The sequence below is a fragment of the Kitasatospora sp. NPDC091335 genome, from assembly GCF_044757205.1.
Classification (GTDB): Bacteria; Actinomycetota; Actinomycetes; order Streptomycetales; family Streptomycetaceae; genus Kitasatospora.
Genome location: NZ_JBIVUM010000033.1, coordinates 1 through 17,739 on the forward strand (window position 1 = coordinate 1; position 17,739 = coordinate 17,739).

11 protein-coding genes are annotated in these 17,739 nt (G+C 71.2%); 2 read left to right on the forward strand and 9 right to left on the reverse strand.

The window, feature by feature from the left end; translation table 11 throughout:
* Positions 1-325: 325 nt before the first annotated feature.
* From ACIQOW_RS38635 to eccD, 9 genes are all read right to left on the reverse strand, one after another.
* Positions 326-2,011, reverse strand: coding sequence for a ribonuclease J (locus ACIQOW_RS38635; RefSeq protein WP_401092517.1), 1,686 nt, complete (start codon positions 2,009-2,011; stop codon positions 326-328).
* Between the two features lie 169 nt (positions 2,012-2,180).
* On the reverse strand, positions 2,181-3,080 hold the full coding sequence (gene dapA, locus ACIQOW_RS38640; RefSeq protein WP_401092518.1) for a 4-hydroxy-tetrahydrodipicolinate synthase: 900 nt from the start codon (positions 3,078-3,080) through the stop codon (positions 2,181-2,183).
* A 215-nt stretch (positions 3,081-3,295) separates the two neighbouring features.
* Positions 3,296-4,027, reverse strand: coding sequence for an FAD-dependent thymidylate synthase (thyX, locus tag ACIQOW_RS38645; RefSeq protein ID WP_401092519.1), 732 nt, complete (start codon positions 4,025-4,027; stop codon positions 3,296-3,298).
* On the reverse strand, positions 4,024-4,482 hold the full coding sequence (locus tag ACIQOW_RS38650; RefSeq protein WP_401092520.1) for a hypothetical protein: 459 nt from the start codon (positions 4,480-4,482) through the stop codon (positions 4,024-4,026). Before ACIQOW_RS38650 ends, thyX begins: the two co-directional genes overlap by 4 nt.
* Positions 4,483-4,507: 25 nt before the next feature.
* Positions 4,508-5,254 carry a 4-hydroxy-tetrahydrodipicolinate reductase gene (gene dapB / locus ACIQOW_RS38655; RefSeq protein WP_188295044.1) on the reverse strand — a complete coding sequence of 249 codons (747 nt, stop codon included), beginning with the start codon at positions 5,252-5,254 and terminating at the stop codon, positions 4,508-4,510.
* Positions 5,255-5,285: 31 nt separating this feature from the next.
* The gene (locus ACIQOW_RS38660; protein WP_401092521.1) at positions 5,286-6,638 is read right to left on the reverse strand and encodes a M16 family metallopeptidase; all 1,353 of its coding nucleotides are present in this window, start codon (positions 6,636-6,638) and stop codon (positions 5,286-5,288) included.
* A 120-nt stretch (positions 6,639-6,758) separates the two neighbouring features.
* Positions 6,759-8,966 carry a polyribonucleotide nucleotidyltransferase gene (locus tag ACIQOW_RS38665; RefSeq protein ID WP_188295045.1) on the reverse strand — a complete coding sequence of 736 codons (2,208 nt, stop codon included), beginning with the start codon at positions 8,964-8,966 and terminating at the stop codon, positions 6,759-6,761.
* A 454-nt stretch (positions 8,967-9,420) separates the two neighbouring features.
* Entirely contained in the window at positions 9,421-9,711 is a 291-nt protein-coding gene (rpsO, locus tag ACIQOW_RS38670) for a 30S ribosomal protein S15 (protein ID WP_148645116.1), read from the reverse strand.
* A 225-nt stretch (positions 9,712-9,936) separates the two neighbouring features.
* On the reverse strand, positions 9,937-11,394 hold the full coding sequence (gene eccD, locus ACIQOW_RS38675; protein WP_401092522.1) for a type VII secretion integral membrane protein EccD: 1,458 nt from the start codon (positions 11,392-11,394) through the stop codon (positions 9,937-9,939).
* A 429-nt stretch (positions 11,395-11,823) separates the two neighbouring features.
* Between eccD and eccCa the strand changes: the two genes are divergently transcribed.
* Positions 11,824-15,768, forward strand: a complete 3,945-nt coding sequence (eccCa, locus tag ACIQOW_RS38680) for a type VII secretion protein EccCa (protein WP_401092523.1) — start codon at positions 11,824-11,826, stop codon at positions 15,766-15,768.
* A 466-nt stretch (positions 15,769-16,234) separates the two neighbouring features.
* Entirely contained in the window at positions 16,235-17,638 is a 1,404-nt protein-coding gene (locus ACIQOW_RS38685) for an APC family permease (RefSeq protein WP_401092525.1), read from the forward strand.
* Positions 17,639-17,739 lie beyond the last annotated feature (101 nt).

A 17,739-nucleotide genomic window follows, 5' to 3' on the forward strand; every position in this document is an offset into this window, starting at 1 on the left:
GTTGACTTTTGGCACGCTGTTGAGTTCTCAAGGAACGGACGCTTCCTTCGGACTGCCTTCCAGCAGGCCCTCCGGGCTTCGTTCTTTCGTGTTTCAAGCTTATCAGATGTTTTCCGCTCCGTTTTCCGGAGTTTCATTCATTCGATCCGCTTTTGCCTTTCGGCGCTCCCGGACTCTATCAGAATCTCTCGGTCCGTTTTCCCCGGTCGTTCTCGAATTCAAATTCGAGTCCGTTTCCGAGGGGCCGTCCCGTGGGGCAACCCGGAGAACATTACGCACCGGGTCGCCCCACGTCAAACCAGCCTCAGCCGGTGTTGAGCGAGCGTCAGACCTCGACCACGACGGGCAGGATCATCGGCCGGCGGCGGTAGTTGTCCGCGACCCACTTGCCGATGGTCCGGCGGACGAGCTGCTGCACCTGGCGGGGGTCCAGCACGCCGTCGCTCGCCGAGCGGTCCAGGGCCTCCTGGAGCTTGGCGACGACCGGAACGAACGCGTTGTCGTCGATGCCGGAACCGCGGGCCTGGATGGTCGGGCGACCGATGATCTTGCCGTTGGTCGAGTCGACCGCGACGAAGACCGAGATGAAGCCCTCCTCGCCGAGGATCCTGCGGTCCTTGAGCGAGGCCTCGGTGATGTCGCCGACCGAGGAGCCGTCCACGTAGACGTAGCCGGCCTGCACCTTGCCGACGATCCGGGCGACGCCCTTCTCCAGGTCGACGCAGACACCGTCCTCGGCGATGACCACGCGGTTGCGCGGCACCCCGGTGGCGATGCCCAGCTCGGCGGCCGCGCGCAGGTGGCGCCACTCGCCGTGGACCGGCATCAGGTTGCGCGGCTTGCAGATGTTGAAGAAGTAGAGCAGCTCGCCGGCCGAGGCGTGGCCGGAGACGTGCACCTTGGCGTTGCCCTTGTGCACGACCTTGGCGCCCCAGCGGGTCAGGCCGTTGATCACCCGGTAGACGGCGTTCTCGTTGCCCGGGATGAGCGAGGAGGCCAGGACGACGGTGTCGCCCTCGACGATGCGGATCTGGTGGTCGCGGTTGGCCATCCGGGACAGCGCGGCCATCGGCTCGCCCTGCGAGCCGGTGCAGATCAGCACGACCTCCTTGTCCGGCAGGTCGTCCAGCTGCTTGACGTCCACGACCATGTTGCCGGGGACCTTCAGGTAGCCGAGGTCGCGGGCGATGCCCATGTTGCGGACCATCGAGCGGCCGACGAAGGCGACCTTGCGCTTGTACTCGTGCGCGGCGTCCAGCACCTGCTGGATGCGGTGCACGTGGCTGGCGAAGGAGGCGACGATGATGCGCTTGTCCGCGTTCGCGAAGACGTTCCGCAGCGCGGCCGAGATGTCCCGCTCGTGCGGGATGAAGCCGGGGACCTCGGCGTTGGTGGAGTCCACCAGCAGCAGGTCCATGCCCTCCTCCGCCAGCTTGGCGAAGGTCGGCAGGTCGGTCAGGCGGCCGTCCAGCGGGAGCTGGTCCATCTTGAAGTCGCCGGTGGCCACGACCATGCCGGCGGGGGTGCGGACCGCCACGGCGAGGGCGTCCGGGATGGAGTGGTTGACCGCGATGAACTCGCAGTCGAAGGGACCGATGCGCTCGCGCTCGCCCTCCTTGACCTCCAGCACGTACGGCCGGATGCGGTGCTCGGCGAGCTTGGCCTCGATGAGGGCCAGGGTCAGCTTGGACCCGATCAGCGGGATGTCCGGGTTCTCCCGCAGGAGGAACGGGACGGCGCCGATGTGGTCCTCGTGCCCGTGGGTCAGGACGATGCCGTCGACCTTGTCGAGACGGTCCCGGATGTAGGTGAAGTCCGGGAGGATCAGGTCCACGCCGGGCTGCTCGTCCTCGGGGAAGAGGACGCCGCAGTCGATGATCAGGATGCGGTCCCCGTACTCGAGGACCGTCATGTTGCGGCCGATCTCGCCGAGGCCGCCGAGCGGGGTGATCCGGAGGGCGCCCTCCTTCAGTGCCGGGGGCGCGCCGAGCTCGGGGTGCGGGTGGCTCAAAAGACTCTCCTCACGACGCACGCCACATGCCCGGGGTCCTCCCCCTGGAGACATATGGCGTGCGTACTCAGTGTCGTTTCCTACTGGGTCTGTGCTCTCGCGCCTTCGGTCCGGTCCAGCGGCGGACCCTGGGAGGTCCGGCGAGCCGGGGCGCGCACGTCCGTGTCTGTCAGAGGTGTACCCCGCCGGCGGCGAGATCCTGCCTCAATCGCGCGATCTCCTCCGGCGTCGCTCCGACCAGCGGCAGCCGCAGCGGGCCGGCCGGCAGGCCCTGGAGTTCCAGCGCCGCCTTGCCGAGAATCACGCCCTGGGTGCGGAACATACCGCTGAACACCGGCAGCAGGCGCTGGTGGATGCTCGTGGCCTTGACCACATCGCCCGCCAGGAAGGCCTCGATCATCGCCCGCAGGTCCCCGGCCACCACGTGCCCGACGACGCTGACCACGCCGACGGCTCCGACGGACAGCAGCGGCAGGTTGAGGATGTCGTCACCGGAGTACCAGGCCAGGTCGGCGCGGGCGATGGCCCAGGCCGCGGCGCCGAGGTCGCCCTTGGCGTCCTTGTTGGCGACGATCCGCGGGTGCTCGCCGAGGCGGACCAGCGTCTCGTGGCTCAGCGCGACCCCGCTGCGGCCCGGGATGTCGTACAGCATGACCGGCAGCCCGGTCGCGTCCGCGACGGCCACGTTGTGCCGGTACAGGCCTTCCTGCGGGGGCTTGCTGTAGTACGGCGTGACGACCAGCAGGCCGTGCGCTCCGGCCGCCTCCGCCTGCCGGGCCAGCTCGACGCTGTGGTGGGTGTCGTTGGTGCCGACGCCGGCCACCACGTGGGCGCGGTCCCCGACCGCCTCGACCACGGCGCGCACCAGCTGGGCCTTCTCGGCGTCGCTGGTGGTCGGGGACTCACCGGTGGTGCCGTTGACGACCAGGCCGTCGTTGCCGGAGTCCACGAGGTGCGTGGCGAGGCGCTGGGCGCCGTCGAGGTCGAGTCCGCCGTCGGCGGTGAACGGGGTGACCATCGCGGTCAGGACCCGGCCGAACGGCGTCTGGGGGGTGGAGGTCGGAGCCATGCGTCCAAAGCTACTCGTAGGCGGTGGGGCGGTACCCATGCCGGTCCGCTGTTCGGACCGGCGCAGCGCGCCGGGGGTGTGGACGTGGGATTCCGGTGCTGCCCGCTCGGGGGTTCGGGCAGCACCGGAATCCGTGTTCACGAATGTAGGGAGCGGCTAGAAAAGCCGCAATCCAGACATGCCAGACACTCTGCCCGGATGCCTGTCGTCCCAGGTCAGGGGGCGACCCGGCCGTGCTTCTCGAAGGCCGCATGGGTGAGCGGCATGAGCCGGGCCCACTGCTCCTCCATCTGCTCGGCGACCATCTCGATCTCGCGCTGCGGGAACGACGGCACCGCCGAGTTCTCCCGCTTGGTGCGCAGGGAGAGGAAGTGCATCAGCGAACGCGAGTTGCAGGTCGCGTACATCGAGGAGAACAGGCCCACCGGCAGCACCGCGCGGGCCACCTCGCGGGCCACCCCGGCGGCCAGCATCTCCTGGTAGCGGACGTAGGACTCGCGGTACGCGGCCTCCATCGCCTCGGTGGTGGTCCTGTGCTGCTCGGGCGTGCCCTCGTAGAACTCGTACTTGCCGGGACGGCCCTGCTGGACCAGCTTTCGCTCCTCGCCCGGGACGTAGAAGACCGGCTGGAGCTCGCGGTAGCGGCCGGACTCCTCGTTGTACGACCAGCCGCTGCGGTGCCGGTGGAACTCCCGGAACACGAAGATCGGCGCGCTGATGAAGAAGGTCATCGAGTTGTGCTCGAACGGCGTGCCGTGCCGGTCGCGCATCAGGAAGTTGATCAGGCCCTTGGACTTCTCCGGGTCCTGCTGGACGGCTTCCAGGGACTGCTCGCCCGCGGTCGAGACCCGGGCCGCCCAGATGACGTCCGAGTCGGCGGCGGCGCTGCGGACCAGCTCCACCGTCACGTCACTGCGGAAGCTGGGGGCCGTCGGTTCGTCGCTCACGCGTTACTCCTTGCGGGTTCGGTGCTGTGCAGCCTGATGGCGTGCTGCATGGTCTTGCGGGCGCGCGGGGTGTCGCCGGCGTCGGCGTAGGCCACGGCGAGGCGGAACCAGACCCGCCAGTCGCCCGGCGTGTCCTCGGCCTCGGTCCGGCGGCGGGCGAACACCGCGTCGGCCGAGGCCCGGTCGATCCGCCCGCCCTTGCTGCGCTTCAGTTCGTCCACCGGCAGGCCGCCCTCGGCCTCCAGCTCGCGGGCCAGCCGCTCACTGTCCCGGCCGAAGCGGACGGTCTGGCGCAGGAACCAGACGCCGATCACCGGGACCACGAAGGCGCAGACGCCGAGGCCGATGCCGAGCGGCTTGCCGGTGGCGATCAGCTGGACGCCCTCGCCCACGCAGACCAGCGCGACCAGCAGCAGCACGCCGGACAGGGCGAAGAAGCCGGTGCGGGAGGTCATGACGCACTCCTGGAGTTCGGCACGGTCACAGGTCCAGGAAGTGTTCGAGGCCGAAGGTCAGCCCCGGCGTCCCGACGACCCTGCGCGCGCCCAGCAGGATGCCCGGCATGAAGCTGCTGTGGTGCAGCGAGTCGTGCCGGATGGTGAGCGTCTCACCGGTGTCGCCGAACATCACCTGCTGGTGGGCGAGCAGGCCGCGCAGCCGCACCGCGTGCACCGGCACGCCGTCCACGTCGGCGCCGCGCGCGCCGGGCAGGCTGTGGGTGGTCGGGTCCTGCTGCGGCGGCCGGCCCGCCTCGGCCCTGGCCGCGGCGATCAGCTGGGCGGTACGGGTGGCGGTGCCGCTGGGGGCGTCGGCCTTGCGGTCGTGGTGCAGCTCGACCACCTCGACCGACTCGAAGTACCGGGCGGCGATCTGGGAGAACTTCATGCCGAGGATGGCGCCGATGGAGAAGTTCGGCGCGATCAGCAGGCCGAGCTCCGGGGCCTCGTCCAGCCAGCCGCGGACGGTGGCGAGCCGCTCGTCCGTCCAGCCGGTGGTGCCGGTGACCACGTGGATGCCGTGGTGCAGGCAGAAGTCCAGGTTGCCCATCACCGAGTCCGGGTGGGTCAGCTCGACGGCGACCTGCGCGCCGGCCCCGGTCAGCTCCTCCAGCGCGGAGCCGCGGCCGAGGGTGGCGACCAGCTCCAGGTCCGGCGCGGCCTCGACGGCCTTGACCGCCTCGGAGCCGATCCGTCCCCCGGCACCGATCACGGCGACACGCAGCGTCATAGCGAAAGTCCTCTCACCAGCAGTCTCGGTCTCACACCAGCAGATCGGCGAGCCTGGCGGCCCGCTTGTCGTTGACCGGGCCGATCAGCGCCAGCGACGGCCGGTACGCGCCCAGCACATCACGGGCCACCGCGTGGACGTCCTCCAGGGTCACCGACGCGATCCGCTCCAGCATGTCGTCCACCGACAGGTGGTGCCCGTAGCTGAGCTCGGCCTTGCCGATCCGGTTCATCAGCGAGCCGCTGTCCTCCATGCCGAGCACGGTGGAGCCGGAGATCTGGCCGATCGCCCGGTTCAGCTCCTCCTCGGTGATGCCCTCCTCGACCACCTTGGCCAGCTCGGCGCGGCAGATCCGCAGCACCTCCTCGACCCGCTTGGGCTGGCAGCCGGCGTAGATGCCGAACAGGCCACTGTCCGCGTAGGACGAGGAGTACGAGTAGACCGAGTACGCCAGGCCGCGCTTCTCGCGGACCTCCTGGAACAGCCGGGAGCTCATCCCGCCGCCGAGGGCCGCGTTCAGCACGCCCATCGCCCAGCGGCGCTCGTCGTGCCGCGGCACGCCGGGCACGCCCAGCACCAGGTGGGCCTGCTCGGTGGAGCGGTTGAGCACCTCGACCCGGCCGGCCGTACGCAGCGCCTTGACGCCGCGGCGGGCCTCGGCGGGGGCCGCGGTGGAGGCCGCCAGCACCGGCGCGAAGGCCTGCTCGACCTGCTTGACGACCTTGCGGTGGTCGAGGTTGCCGGCCGCCGCGATGACCAGGTGCTCGGGCCGGTAGCGGCGGCGGTAGAAGCCGGCGATCTGGTCCCGGGTGAGCGTCCTGATGGTCTCCTGGGTGCCGAGGATCGGACGGCCCAGCGGGCCGCTGCCGTAGATCACCTTGGCGAACAGGTCGTGCACCACGTCGCCCGGGTCGTCCTCGGCCATCGCCATCTCCTCCAGGATGACGCCGCGCTCGGCCTCCACGTCCTCAGGGCGGATCAGCGAGCCGGTGAGCATGTCGCAGACCACGTCGATGGCCAGCGGCAGGTCGGTGTCCAGGACCCGGGCGTAGTAGCAGGTGTTCTCCTTCGCGGTGAAGGCGTTCATCTCGCCGCCGACCGCGTCCAGGGCCGCCGAGATGTCCAGCGCGCTGCGCCGCTCGGTGCCCTTGAAGAGCAGGTGCTCCAGGTAGTGGGTGGCGCCGTTGAGCTGCGGGGTCTCGTCCCGCGAGCCGACGCCGACCCAGATGCCGAAGGTCGCGGAGCGCACCGTCGGCAGGGTCTCGGTGACGACCCGAAGGCCGCCGGGGAGGACGGTGCGGCGCACCGTGCCGGCGCCGTCGACGCCCTTGAGCAGGGTCCGGGTGGTGCCGGGACGCTGCTTTACCGCCGGGGCCTGCGCCACGGGGGGTACCTCCAGAGGAAACGCACGTGCACGGGGGCACGTACGGACGAACGCGTGGACAACGGGGTGCGGCCCGCACGCCGGGAGGCGTACGGGCCGCGGGAGTCAGCTAGCGGCGCTTCACTCGGAAGCGGCCTCGCCGCCCTCTTCGCCCTCGACGACCGGGATCAGGGAGAGCTTGCCGCGCGGGTCGATCTCGGCGATCTCGACCTGCACCTTGGCGCCGACGCCGAGGACGTCCTCGACGTTCTCCACGCGCTTGCCACCGGCCAGCTTGCGGATCTGCGAGATGTGCAGCAGACCGTCCTTGCCCGGCATCAGCGAGACGAACGCGCCGAAGGTCGTGGTCTTGACCACGGTGCCCAGGTAGCGCTCGCCGACCTCCGGCATGGTCGGGTTGGCGATCTGGTTGATCGTGGTGCGGGCGGCCTCGGCGGCCGGGCCGTCGGCGGCACCGATGTAGATGGTGCCGTCGTCCTCGATCGTGATCTCGGCGCCGGTGTCCTCCTGGATCTGGTTGATCATCTTGCCCTTGGGGCCGATGACCTCACCGATCTTGTCCACCGGGATCTTGATGGTGATGATGCGCGGCGCGTTCGGGGACATCTCGTCGGGCGAGTCGATGGCCTCGTTCATCACGTCGAGGATGTGCAGGCGGGCGTCCTTGGCCTGCTTCAGCGCGGCGGCGAGCACCGACGCCGGGATGCCGTTCAGCTTGGTGTCCAGCTGGAGGGCGGTGATGAAGTTGCGGGTACCGGCGACCTTGAAGTCCATGTCGCCGTACGCGTCCTCGGCGCCGAGGATGTCGGTCAGCGTGACGTAGTGGGTCTCGCCGTCGATCTCCTGGGAGATCAGGCCCATGGCGATGCCGGCGACGGCGGCCTTCAGCGGCACACCGGCGTTCAGCAGCGACATGGTCGACGCGCAGACCGAGCCCATCGAGGTGGAGCCGTTGGAGCTCAGCGCCTCGGAGACCTGGCGGATGGCGTACGGGAACTCCTCGCGGGTCGGCAGCACCGGCAGCAGGGCGCGCTCGGCGAGCGCGCCGTGGCCGATCTCGCGGCGCTTGGGCGAGCCCACGCGGCCGGTCTCACCGACGGAGTACGGCGGGAAGTTGTAGTTGTGCATGTAGCGGCGGCGCGTCTCCGGGGAGAGCGTGTCCAGCTGCTGCTCCATGCGCAGCATGTTCAGCGTGGTGACGCCCAGGATCTGGGTCTCGCCGCGCTCGAACAGGGCCGAGCCGTGCACCCGCGGGATGGCCTCGACCTCGGCGGCCAGGGTGCGGATGTCGGTGACGCCGCGGCCGTCGATGCGGACCTTGTCCGTGATGACGCGCTCGCGGACGACCTTCTTGGTCAGCGCGTTGTAGGCGGCGCTGATCTCCTTCTCGCGGCCCTCGAACTCGGGCAGCAGCTTCTCGGCGGCCAGCGCCTTGACGCGGTCCAGCTCGTTGTTGCGCTCCTGCTTGCCCGCGATGGTCAGGGCCTGCGCGAGCTCGTCCTTGACGGCGGCGGTCAGCGCGGAGAGGACGTCGTCCTGGTAGTCCAGGAAGACCGGGAACTCACCGGTCGGCTTGGCGGCCTGGGCGGCCAGCTGCGCCTGCGCGGCGCACAGGACCTTGATGAACGGCTTCGCGGCCTCCAGGCCGGAGGCGACGATCTCCTCGGTCGGCGCGTCGGCGCCGCCCTCGACCAGCTTGATGGTCTTGTCGGTGGCCTCGGCCTCGACCATCATGATCGCGACGTCGCCGTCCGGCAGGACGCGACCGGCGACGACCATGTCGAAGACGGCCGACTCCAGCTCGCTGTGGGTCGGGAAGGCGACCCACTGGCCGTTGATCAGCGCGACGCGCACGCCACCGATCGGGCCGGAGAACGGCAGGCCCGCCAGCTGGGTGGAGGCGGAGGCGGCGTTGATCGCGACCACGTCGTACAGGTGGTCGGGGTTGAGCGCCATCACGGTGACGACGACCTGGACCTCGTTGCGCAGGCCCTTGACGAAGGACGGGCGCAGCGGGCGGTCGATCAGGCGGCAGGTGAGGATCGCGTCCTCGGAGGGCCGGCCCTCGCGACGGAAGAACGAGCCGGGGATGCGGCCCGCGGCGTACATCCGCTCCTCGACGTCCACGGTCAGCGGGAAGAAGTCGAAGTGCTCCTTCGGCTGCTTGGACGCGCTGGTGGCCGACAGCACCATGGTGTCGTCGTCCAGGTAGGCCACGGCGGAACCGGCGGCCTGACGGGCCAGACGGCCGGTCTCGAAGCGGATGGTACGGGTGCCGTAGGAACCGTTGTCGATCACGGCCTCGGCGTAGAACACGTTCTCTTCCACCTGGAAGATCTCCTCTTTCGTACGTCTCCGGGAGAGCGTCCCCGCGCACTGCCTCGGTGGGCCCATGGCCCTCGTCAGGGAGGGCGGCAGTCGAGCCGGTCTTCGATCGAAGCCTCCGGAGTGTCCCGCTCGGTCTGCGGGGTTCCGACGGCCACTACCGAGGACCGGCGCCTCACGGCTGCCTGGCCGGGGAGGGCGATTCGCGTCTGGACGCTCTCTCGGATGCGGGCGGCTTCCGTTTGAAGCCTTCGTCCCGCGGGGGGTTCGGGTCCTTCTGCCCGGGTGGCGCGCTGGTGCGCCATCACCCGGCATGCCCACAACCCTACGGTGCAATCCTCGGCCACCTGGGGAGGTGCGCGCGAGTTGTTATGTCAGGGCGCCGCGGCTCGACAGCCGCGGCATACGCGCGGGGGGCGGCTCCCCGGTGGAGGGGAGCCGCCCCCTGGCGGCGTTCTCAGCGGGCGCCGCCGGCGGCACCGCGGCGGATGCCCAGGCGGTCGACGAGCGTACGGAAACGCTCGATGTCCTTCTTGGCCAGGTACTGGAGCAGGCGGCGACGCTGGCCGACCAGGATCAGCAGGCCACGACGCGAGTGGTGGTCGTGCTTGTGGGCCTTGAGGTGCTCGGTCAGGTCCGAGATGCGGCGGGAGAGCATGGCCACCTGGACCTCGGGGGAGCCGGTGTCGCCCTCCTTCTGGCCGAACTCGGCGATGATCTGCTTCTTGACGTCAGAGGCGAGAGCCACTGCAACTCCTTCGGGGTCTACCGAGCGGTCCTGGTCGACAGCACAGGACTCATCGAGAACTCGGTGTCGTGAGCGCGGCCGGCACGGTGCAGCCCACGGAGGGGATGCGGACACACGGCTGCGCTCGGAGGCCAAGCGTACCAGTGCCGCCCATCCGGCCGTCCGGCGGGCGGCGGGTGGGCGGCAGGCAGGCGACAGGCGGGCGGCGGAGGGCCGGCCGGAGGGTCAGCCGGTGGCGCCGCGGACCAGCCGGTAGATCTCCAGGACGGCGAGCGCGAGCGGGACGAGCGCGATCAGGGTGAGGCTGTCCACCAGGTCCAGGATGCGCCCCCAGAACGGGGAGACCCCGAGCCGCGGCACCACCAGGGCGATCGCGGTGAGCAGCGCGGCGCCGAAGGCGATGGAGGCGGTCAGCCAGATCGTGCGCAGGTCGAGCTCGGTGGTGGAGCCGGCCGCCCGCAGGAAGAACTGCGGGGTGTGCAGGGAGAGCCCGACGATCAGCAGGCACAGGCCGAGCAGGCCGGCCACGGTGAGGCTGAGCACCTGCGCGGTGTAGCGGAACAGCCGGGCGCGCAGCATGGTGGCCAGGCCCAGGGCGAGCGCGAGCAGCTCCGGGAAGGTCTCGTCGGTGAAGCCGAGGACGGCGCAGGCGCCGACCACGACCGCGGCACAGCCGCCGACCAGGCCGACCAGCACCTCGTGGCCGCGGCGGGCCTGGTGCGCGATCCGCTCGTACTGGACGGCCTCGGCGCGCTCGGCCTCCTCGTCGTAGTCGCGGCTGCGGGTACGGGTCTGGCCCGGGGCGCTGAAGCCGACCGGCAGCCGGGCGAAGCGGGCGGAGAGGCCGGGCAGGAAGCCGATCACGGCGACGGCCGCGACACCGGTGACGGCGGCGATGTGCCCGGCCGGGGTCTGCGGCAGCAGGACGGCGGCGAAGGTGGCGAGCGAGCCGGCGGTGGAGACCAGGGCGGCGGCGACGAACACCGCGTCCCGCTCCGGCAGCAGGCCGGCCAGCAGCACGGAGACCACCAGGACGGCGACGCAGCCGGCCAGGAACTGGAGCCGGCCCGGGCCGTCCCACGGGTGGGCGACGGCGATGACGCCGCTGCCGCCGATCATGGCGTGCGGCAGCGCGCCGAGGCCGAGCGCGACGGCCGCGGGGGCGTCCTGGTAGACCCGGGCGCGCACCCCGGCGAGCGCGGTGAGCACGACGGCGGTGACCCCGGCCAGGACGCCGGGCAGGCCGTGCATGTCGTGGCGCAGGTCGGAGAACCAGAGCGCGAAGCCGAGCAGCGTGAGCAGCACCCCCGCGCCGATCAGGCCGAAGCCGCGCATCAGCTCGGCGGTCCAGAACCGGCGGTCGGCCTCGACGGCGCTGGCGATCGCGTCGGCGACGTCGTCGTAGACGGCCGGCGGGAGCGACTCGGCGAAGGGACGCAGCGCCAGCAGATCGCCGTCGCGGACCTGTTGGGCGGCCAGCGGCAGTCCGCTGTCGAGCACCGTGCCGTCGCGGCGGACCAGGTGGAAGCCGGTGGGGGTGCCGTCGGGCTGGCTCTGGTTGGCCAGCCGCAGCACCTCGGGGTAGACGTCCGCGAGCGGGACGTCCTCGGGCAGGGCGACGTCGATCCGGCGGTCCGGGGCGACGACGGTCACCCGGCAGTAGCCGGTCGCCGCAGCGCTCATGCCCCCACCTCGCCGCGCTCGGCGGGCACCCCGCCCGGTGCGCACCCGACGGCGAGCCCGCTGCGCTCGCTCATGAGTGCCCCCACCTCGATCCTTCGACGCACGTGGCGCTCCCCCTTGTTGACGGTGCCGAGGCACGGCGGCGCTCGGTGTGGCTGTGGAACCGGCCCGGCCGGGCCGCGAGTTGGCGCGGCGTTACCCTACCCGTTCGGTTCGTGCCCGCTGCCGGTGCGTATCGGGCCCCGCCGGGCGGCGCGTACCGGGCCCTGGCGGGCGGTGCGGGGGCGACCGTTAGGATCGGCGCCTGCGCAAAGGTACGGGGGCTGCTGGGTGGGGCGTCCCCGGCCACCGGATTCCCGTACGGACCGTGCGCAATCGCGTGAGGGCTGATGCCGAAGTGATCGATCGACGCCGCGGGGTGGATGACACATGGGTGTGATCACGGTCAAGCGACCGGCCAGGGCGTACCCGCCCACCGTGCCGGACGAGCCGGTGGAGCTGGTGAGCCCGCCCGAGCTTCCCCGGCAGGGCGGCGAGGACTGGCTGATGAGCATCCTGCCGATGCTGGGCATGGGCGGCTCGGCGGTGTTCTTCTTCTCCCCGGGGGCCGCGGCCCCGATGAAGATCATGGGCGGCCTGATGGTCGCCTCGACGCTGGGCATGGTGCTGGCGCAGATCGTCCGGGCCCGCAAGGGCGGCTCGACCGCGATGGCGGACGAGCGGCGCGACTACCTGAAGTACCTCCAGCAGACCCGCCGCCAGGTGCGCCGCACGGCGGAGCGCCAGCGCGGCGCGCTGCTGTTCCTGAACCCGGCGCCGGACCAGCTGTGGTCGATCGTCGAGGACGGCCGGCGGCTGTGGGAACGGCGCACCGGGGACGGCGACTTCGCGCAGATCCGGGTGGGCCTCGGGCCGGTCCAGCTGTCCACCCCGCTGGTGGCGCCGCAGACCGCGCCGATGGACGAGCTGGAGCCGCTGTCGGCGGCCGCGATGCACTCCTTCCTGAAGGCCCACGGCACCCTCCAGGACCTGCCGCTGGCGGTCTCGCTGCGCGCCTTCTACCACATCACGGTGTGCGGGGACCCGGACTCGGTGTACGGCAACGTGCGCGCGATCCTCTCCCAGCTGACCACCCTGCACTCGCCGGACGACCTGATGGTGGCGGTCGCGGCGGCACCCGGCGCGGCCGAGGAGTGGGAGTGGACCAAGTGGCTCCCGCACAACCAGCACCGCAAGGAGGCCGACGGCGCGGGCTCGCGCCGGCTGTTCGCGACCGACCTGGGCGACCTGGAGTACCTGCTCCAGGACGAACTCTCCGGCCGCCAGCGCTTCGTGCGCGAGGTGGCGCCCCCGGCCGACCAGCCGCACCTGGTGGTCGTCATGGACGGCGCCGGGGTGCCGCACGACTCGCTGCTGGCGAGTCCCGAGGGCGTGCAGGGCGTGACGGTCATCGAGGTGGTGCCGGGCGAGGTCGACGAGCCCAGCGGGCACCTGATGGTGACGGTCGGTGCCGACAAGCTGGTGCTGCGCTCGGCCTCCGGCGCGACGTACACCGGCAAGCCCGACCTGCTCTCGGTGTGGCAGTCCGAGGCGCTGGCGCGGCAGTTGGCGCCGTACCGGATCTCGGCCGGCGGCGACGACGAGCCGCTGCTGTCCAACCTCGACTTCACCGACATGATGAGCTCGGGGGACCCGGGCTCCTTCGACGTGGCCCGCAGCTGGCGCCCGCGCGCCCAGCACGAGCGGATGCGGGTGCCGATCGGCATCGGCGCCAACGGCGAGCACGTCTACCTGGACATCAAGGAGGCCGCGCTGGAGGGCATGGGCCCGCACGGCCTGTGCGTGGGCGCGACCGGTTCCGGCAAGTCGGAGCTGCTGCGCACACTGGTGCTGGCGCTGGCGATGACCCACACCTCGGAGATCCTGAACTTCGTCCTCGCCGACTTCAAGGGCGGTGCGACCTTCTCCGGCATGGCGGACATGCCGCACACCTCCGCGGTGATCACCAACCTGGAGGGCGAACTCACCCTGGTCGACCGCATGCGCGACGCGATCGAGGGCGAGCTGCACCGCCGCCAGGAGCTGCTGCGCTCCGCGGGCAACTACGCCAACATCCACGAGTACGAGCGGGCCCGGGCGGCCGGCGCGGCACTGGACCCGCTGCCCTCGCTGGTGCTGATCATCGACGAGTTCTCCGAACTCCTCGCCGCCAAGCCCGACTTCATCGAGATGTTCATCCAGATCGGCCGGATCGGCCGCTCGCTGGGCGTGCACCTGCTGCTGGCCTCGCAGCGCCTGGAGGAGGGCAAGCTGCGCGGCCTGGACACCTACCTGTCGTACCGGATCGGTCTGCGCACCTTCTCGGCCGCGGAGTCCCGGGCGGCGATCGGCGTGCCGGACGCCTACCACCTGCCGCCGGTGCCCGGTGTCGGCTACCTCAAGTTCGGCGAGGACGTGATGGACCGGTTCAAGGCCGCCTACGTCTCGGGGCCCTACCGGGCGCCGGGGCAGCAGCGGTCGACCGGCGGCCGGCGGATCAACGCGCGCCCGGTGGAGTTCACCGCGGCCTTCGTGGACCTGCCGGACCCGGTGGAGGAGGAGGTCGCGCCGCAGGCCCCGGAGCAGGACGACGCGCTGGTGGACACCGTGCTGGACGTGTTCGTCCAGCGGATGGCCGGCCAGGGCCCGGCCGCGCACCAGGTGTGGCTGCCGCCGCTGGAGGAGGCGCCGAGCATGGACCACCTGCTGCCGCCGCTCCAGGTCGTGCCGGAGCGCGGGCTGACCGCGCCCGGCTACCCGGCGGGCCGGCTGCGGGTGCCGATCGGCATCGTCGACAAGCCGCGCGAGCAGAAGACGGACATCCTGGAGGTCGACTACGCGGGGGCGGCCGGCCACGGCCTGGTCGTGGGCGGCCCGCGCTCGGGCAAGTCGACCGTGGTGCGCACCACGGTGGCCTCGTTCGGCCTCACCCACACGCCGCTGGAGGTGCAGTTCTACCTGCTCGACTTCGGTGCGGGCAGCTTCCAGTCGCTGGCCGGGCTGCCGCACGTCGGCGGGGTGGCCGGGCGCCTGGACGTGGACAAGGTGCGACGGATGGTCTCCGAGGTGCACGGAGTGCTGAACCGGCGCGAGGAGCTGTTCCGGGTCGCCGGGATCGACACCATCGCCACCTACCGGGCCCGCCGGGCGGCCGGCGGGCTGCCGGACGAGGCGTTCGGCGACGTCTTCCTGGTGATCGACGGCTGGAACACCTTCAAGCAGGAGTTCGAGGGCCTGGAGCCGGTGATCGGCGACATCGCCCAGCGCGGCCTCGGCTACGGCGTGCACCTGGTCGTCACCGCGACCCGGTACGCCGAGGTGCGCCCGGCGCTGAAGGACCTGCTCCAGAACCGGACCGAGCTGAAGCTCGGTGACGCGATGGAGTCCGAGGTCGACCGCCGGGTGGCGCAGAACGTCCCGGCGCTGGCCGGGCGCGGCATCACCGCGGAGCGGCTGCACTTCCTGTCCGGCCTGCCGCGTCTGGACGGCTCCTCCTCGGTGGACGACCTCCAGGACGGCGTGGCCGGGCTGGTCGGCGCCGTCGACGGCGCCTGGACCGGCCCGCGCGCCCCGCAGGTGCGGATGCTGCCGGCCGTCCTGGACGGCAACTCGCTGCCGAAGGGCTCCGAGCACCCGGAGCGCGGCGTCGCCTTCGGCGTGGACGAGGCGGAGCTGGCTCCGGCCTTCGTCAACTTCGAGACCGACCCGCTGTTCATCGTCTTCGGCGACACCGAGTCCGGGAAGTCGGCGGTGCTGCGGATGCTGATCAAGCAGATCACCGAGCGGTACACCCCGGACCAGGCGGGCATCGTGGTCGGCGACTACCGGCGCGCGCTGCTCGGCACGGTGCCGCAGGAGTACCTGGTGGAGTACGCGGCCGCGCAGCCGGCCATGGCGGCCATCGTGGACATGCTGCGCGGGGCCTGCTCGCGCCGTCTGCCGGGCCCGGACGTGACCGCCGAGCAGCTGCGCAACCGCAGCTGGTACAGCGGCAAGGACATGTTCGTGATCGTCGACGACTACGAGCTGGTGGCGACGAGCTCGGGCAACCCGCTGGCCCCGCTGGCCGAGTTCCTGCCGTTCGCCCGTGACATCGGCCTGCGGGTGATCGTGGCCCGCAGCGCGGGCGGCGCCGGCCGCTCGCTGTACGAGCCGGTGCTGCAGCGGATGCGCGAGCTGGGCGGGCAGGGCGTGATCCTCTCCGGCAACCGGGACGAGGGCGCGCTGCTGGGGACGGTCAAGCCGCAGGCGCTGCCGCCGGGCCGAGGGGTCTACGTGTCACGCAGGGTGACCGGCGGGCAGATGGTCCAGACGGGCTGGCTGCCGGTGGCGTAGCCGCGCCGCCCGTCACGGATGGTGATCGAAGGGGCCGGACTCGTGGAGTCCGGCCCCTTCGGCGTCCCGGGTTCCGAAACGTTACCCGGCGATTTCCGGACGGCGGCTGCGGTTCCCGCACCCGGCCCAGGCGTTGCGGGACGCTCCGGGGCCGCCTGAGCCTGTCGCCATCCATTCGGAAGACGACCTTCGAATCACATCCACCCTCTTTTGTTAACCTTCGATTCAATTGGAATGTGGCCAAGGTAACAAGTCGGGCAAAGCTCGCAATGACTGAATGTGATCATCGGATCGTATGTCCGTGCCGTTCTTCGCAACGGATTCCGAAGCAGTTCCGACGTTGACGCGATCGATACGCCCAAGGTTCCATGGCGGCCCGGGAGCGACTGGAAACGGACACCGAGCAACCAGCCAGCGGAGGCGATACCGCTCCCACTCCAGGACCGCACAGCCGATCGGAAGCCACATGACCGACACGCTTCGCCCGCCACAGACCGTAGCCGCCCCGGCGGCCGAGGCGGCAGCGCCCCAGCAGCTCAAGCGCTCGATCGGCGTCGTGGGCGGCACACTGCTCACGCTGTCCTGCGTCACACCGGCCTCGACGCTCTTCGTGATCGTGCCGGAGCTGTTCTCCAGCATCGGCAGCGCCACCGCGCTGGCCATCGCGATCGGCACCGTGCTCTGCGTCGCGGTCGCCTTCTGCTACTCCGAACTCGGCACCCTGATCCCCAGCGCCGGCGGCGAGTACGCCATGGTCGGCACCCTGGCCGGCCGGCTGATGGGCTGGCTGGTCTTCGTGCTCTCGCTGATCGTGGTGATGATCGTCCCCTCGGTCATCGCCCTCGGCACCGCCGACTACCTCGCCCCCGTCCTGCACCTGGACAAGGCCATGACCGGCGCCGCCGTGATGCTGGCCGCCACCCTGGCCGGCCTGCTCGACCTGCGCGCCAACGCCTGGATCACCGGCGTCTTCCTGGTGCTGGAGGTCATCGCGGCCGGCGTGGTCTCGGTGCTCGGCTTCGCCCACACCAACAGCGACGCCCCCAGCCTGCTGCACGGCGTGGTCACCGGGGAGGGCGGCGCCACCACCACGGTCAGCGTGGGCGCCATCGTCGGCGCGCTCGGCATCGCCCTGTTCATCACCCAGGGCTTCTCCACCGCGGTCTACCTGTCCGAGGAGCTGGAGAACCCCCGCCGCAACGTCTCGCGCACCGTGCTGTGGACGCTCGGCATCTCCTCGGCCATCATCCTGGTCCCGGTCGTCGCCATCACCATAGGCGCCCCCGACCTCCAGACCCTGGCCGCCGGCGACATCTCCGGCATGGTCACCGCCTGGAGCAACTCCGCGGTCGGCACCTTCATCAGCCTCTGTGTCGCGCTGGCCATCATCAACGCCGGCATCGTCATGGTCATCCAGAACTCCCGGGTGCTGTTCGCCTCCGCCCGCGACAAGGCCTGGCCGGAGCCGGTCAACAAGGCCTTCGGCACCCTCGGCCGGTTCGGCTCGCCGTGGATCGCCACCCTCGCGGTCGGCCTGCCCGGCGCCGCGCTCTGCTTCGTCAAGGGCGAGCTGCTGAGCAACATCACCGGCGTCGCCGTCACCGGGATGTACCTGCTGGTCGCGATCGCCGCGCTGCTCTCCCGCCGCGCCCACCACAAGCACGCCTCCGCCTGGCGGATGCCGCTGTGGCCGGCCGTCCCCGTCGTGCTGATCGTCGTCCTGGTCTACGTGATCACCAAGCTGGACGCCGAGCCCCTGCTGTGGACCGGCGGCATCACCGCCGCCGCCACCCTCTACTGGCTGTTCTACCTGCGCCCCCGGCAGGACACCCGCTGGGTGATCAGCCTCCCCGAGGACCAGCAGGACTGACCCCCACCCCTCCCCCACACGGCGGTGCCCCGGGCCTCCCCCAGCCCGGGGCACCGCCACATCCGCGCGGGAGTTCCGGCGGGCCCCGGCGGGCCCCGGCG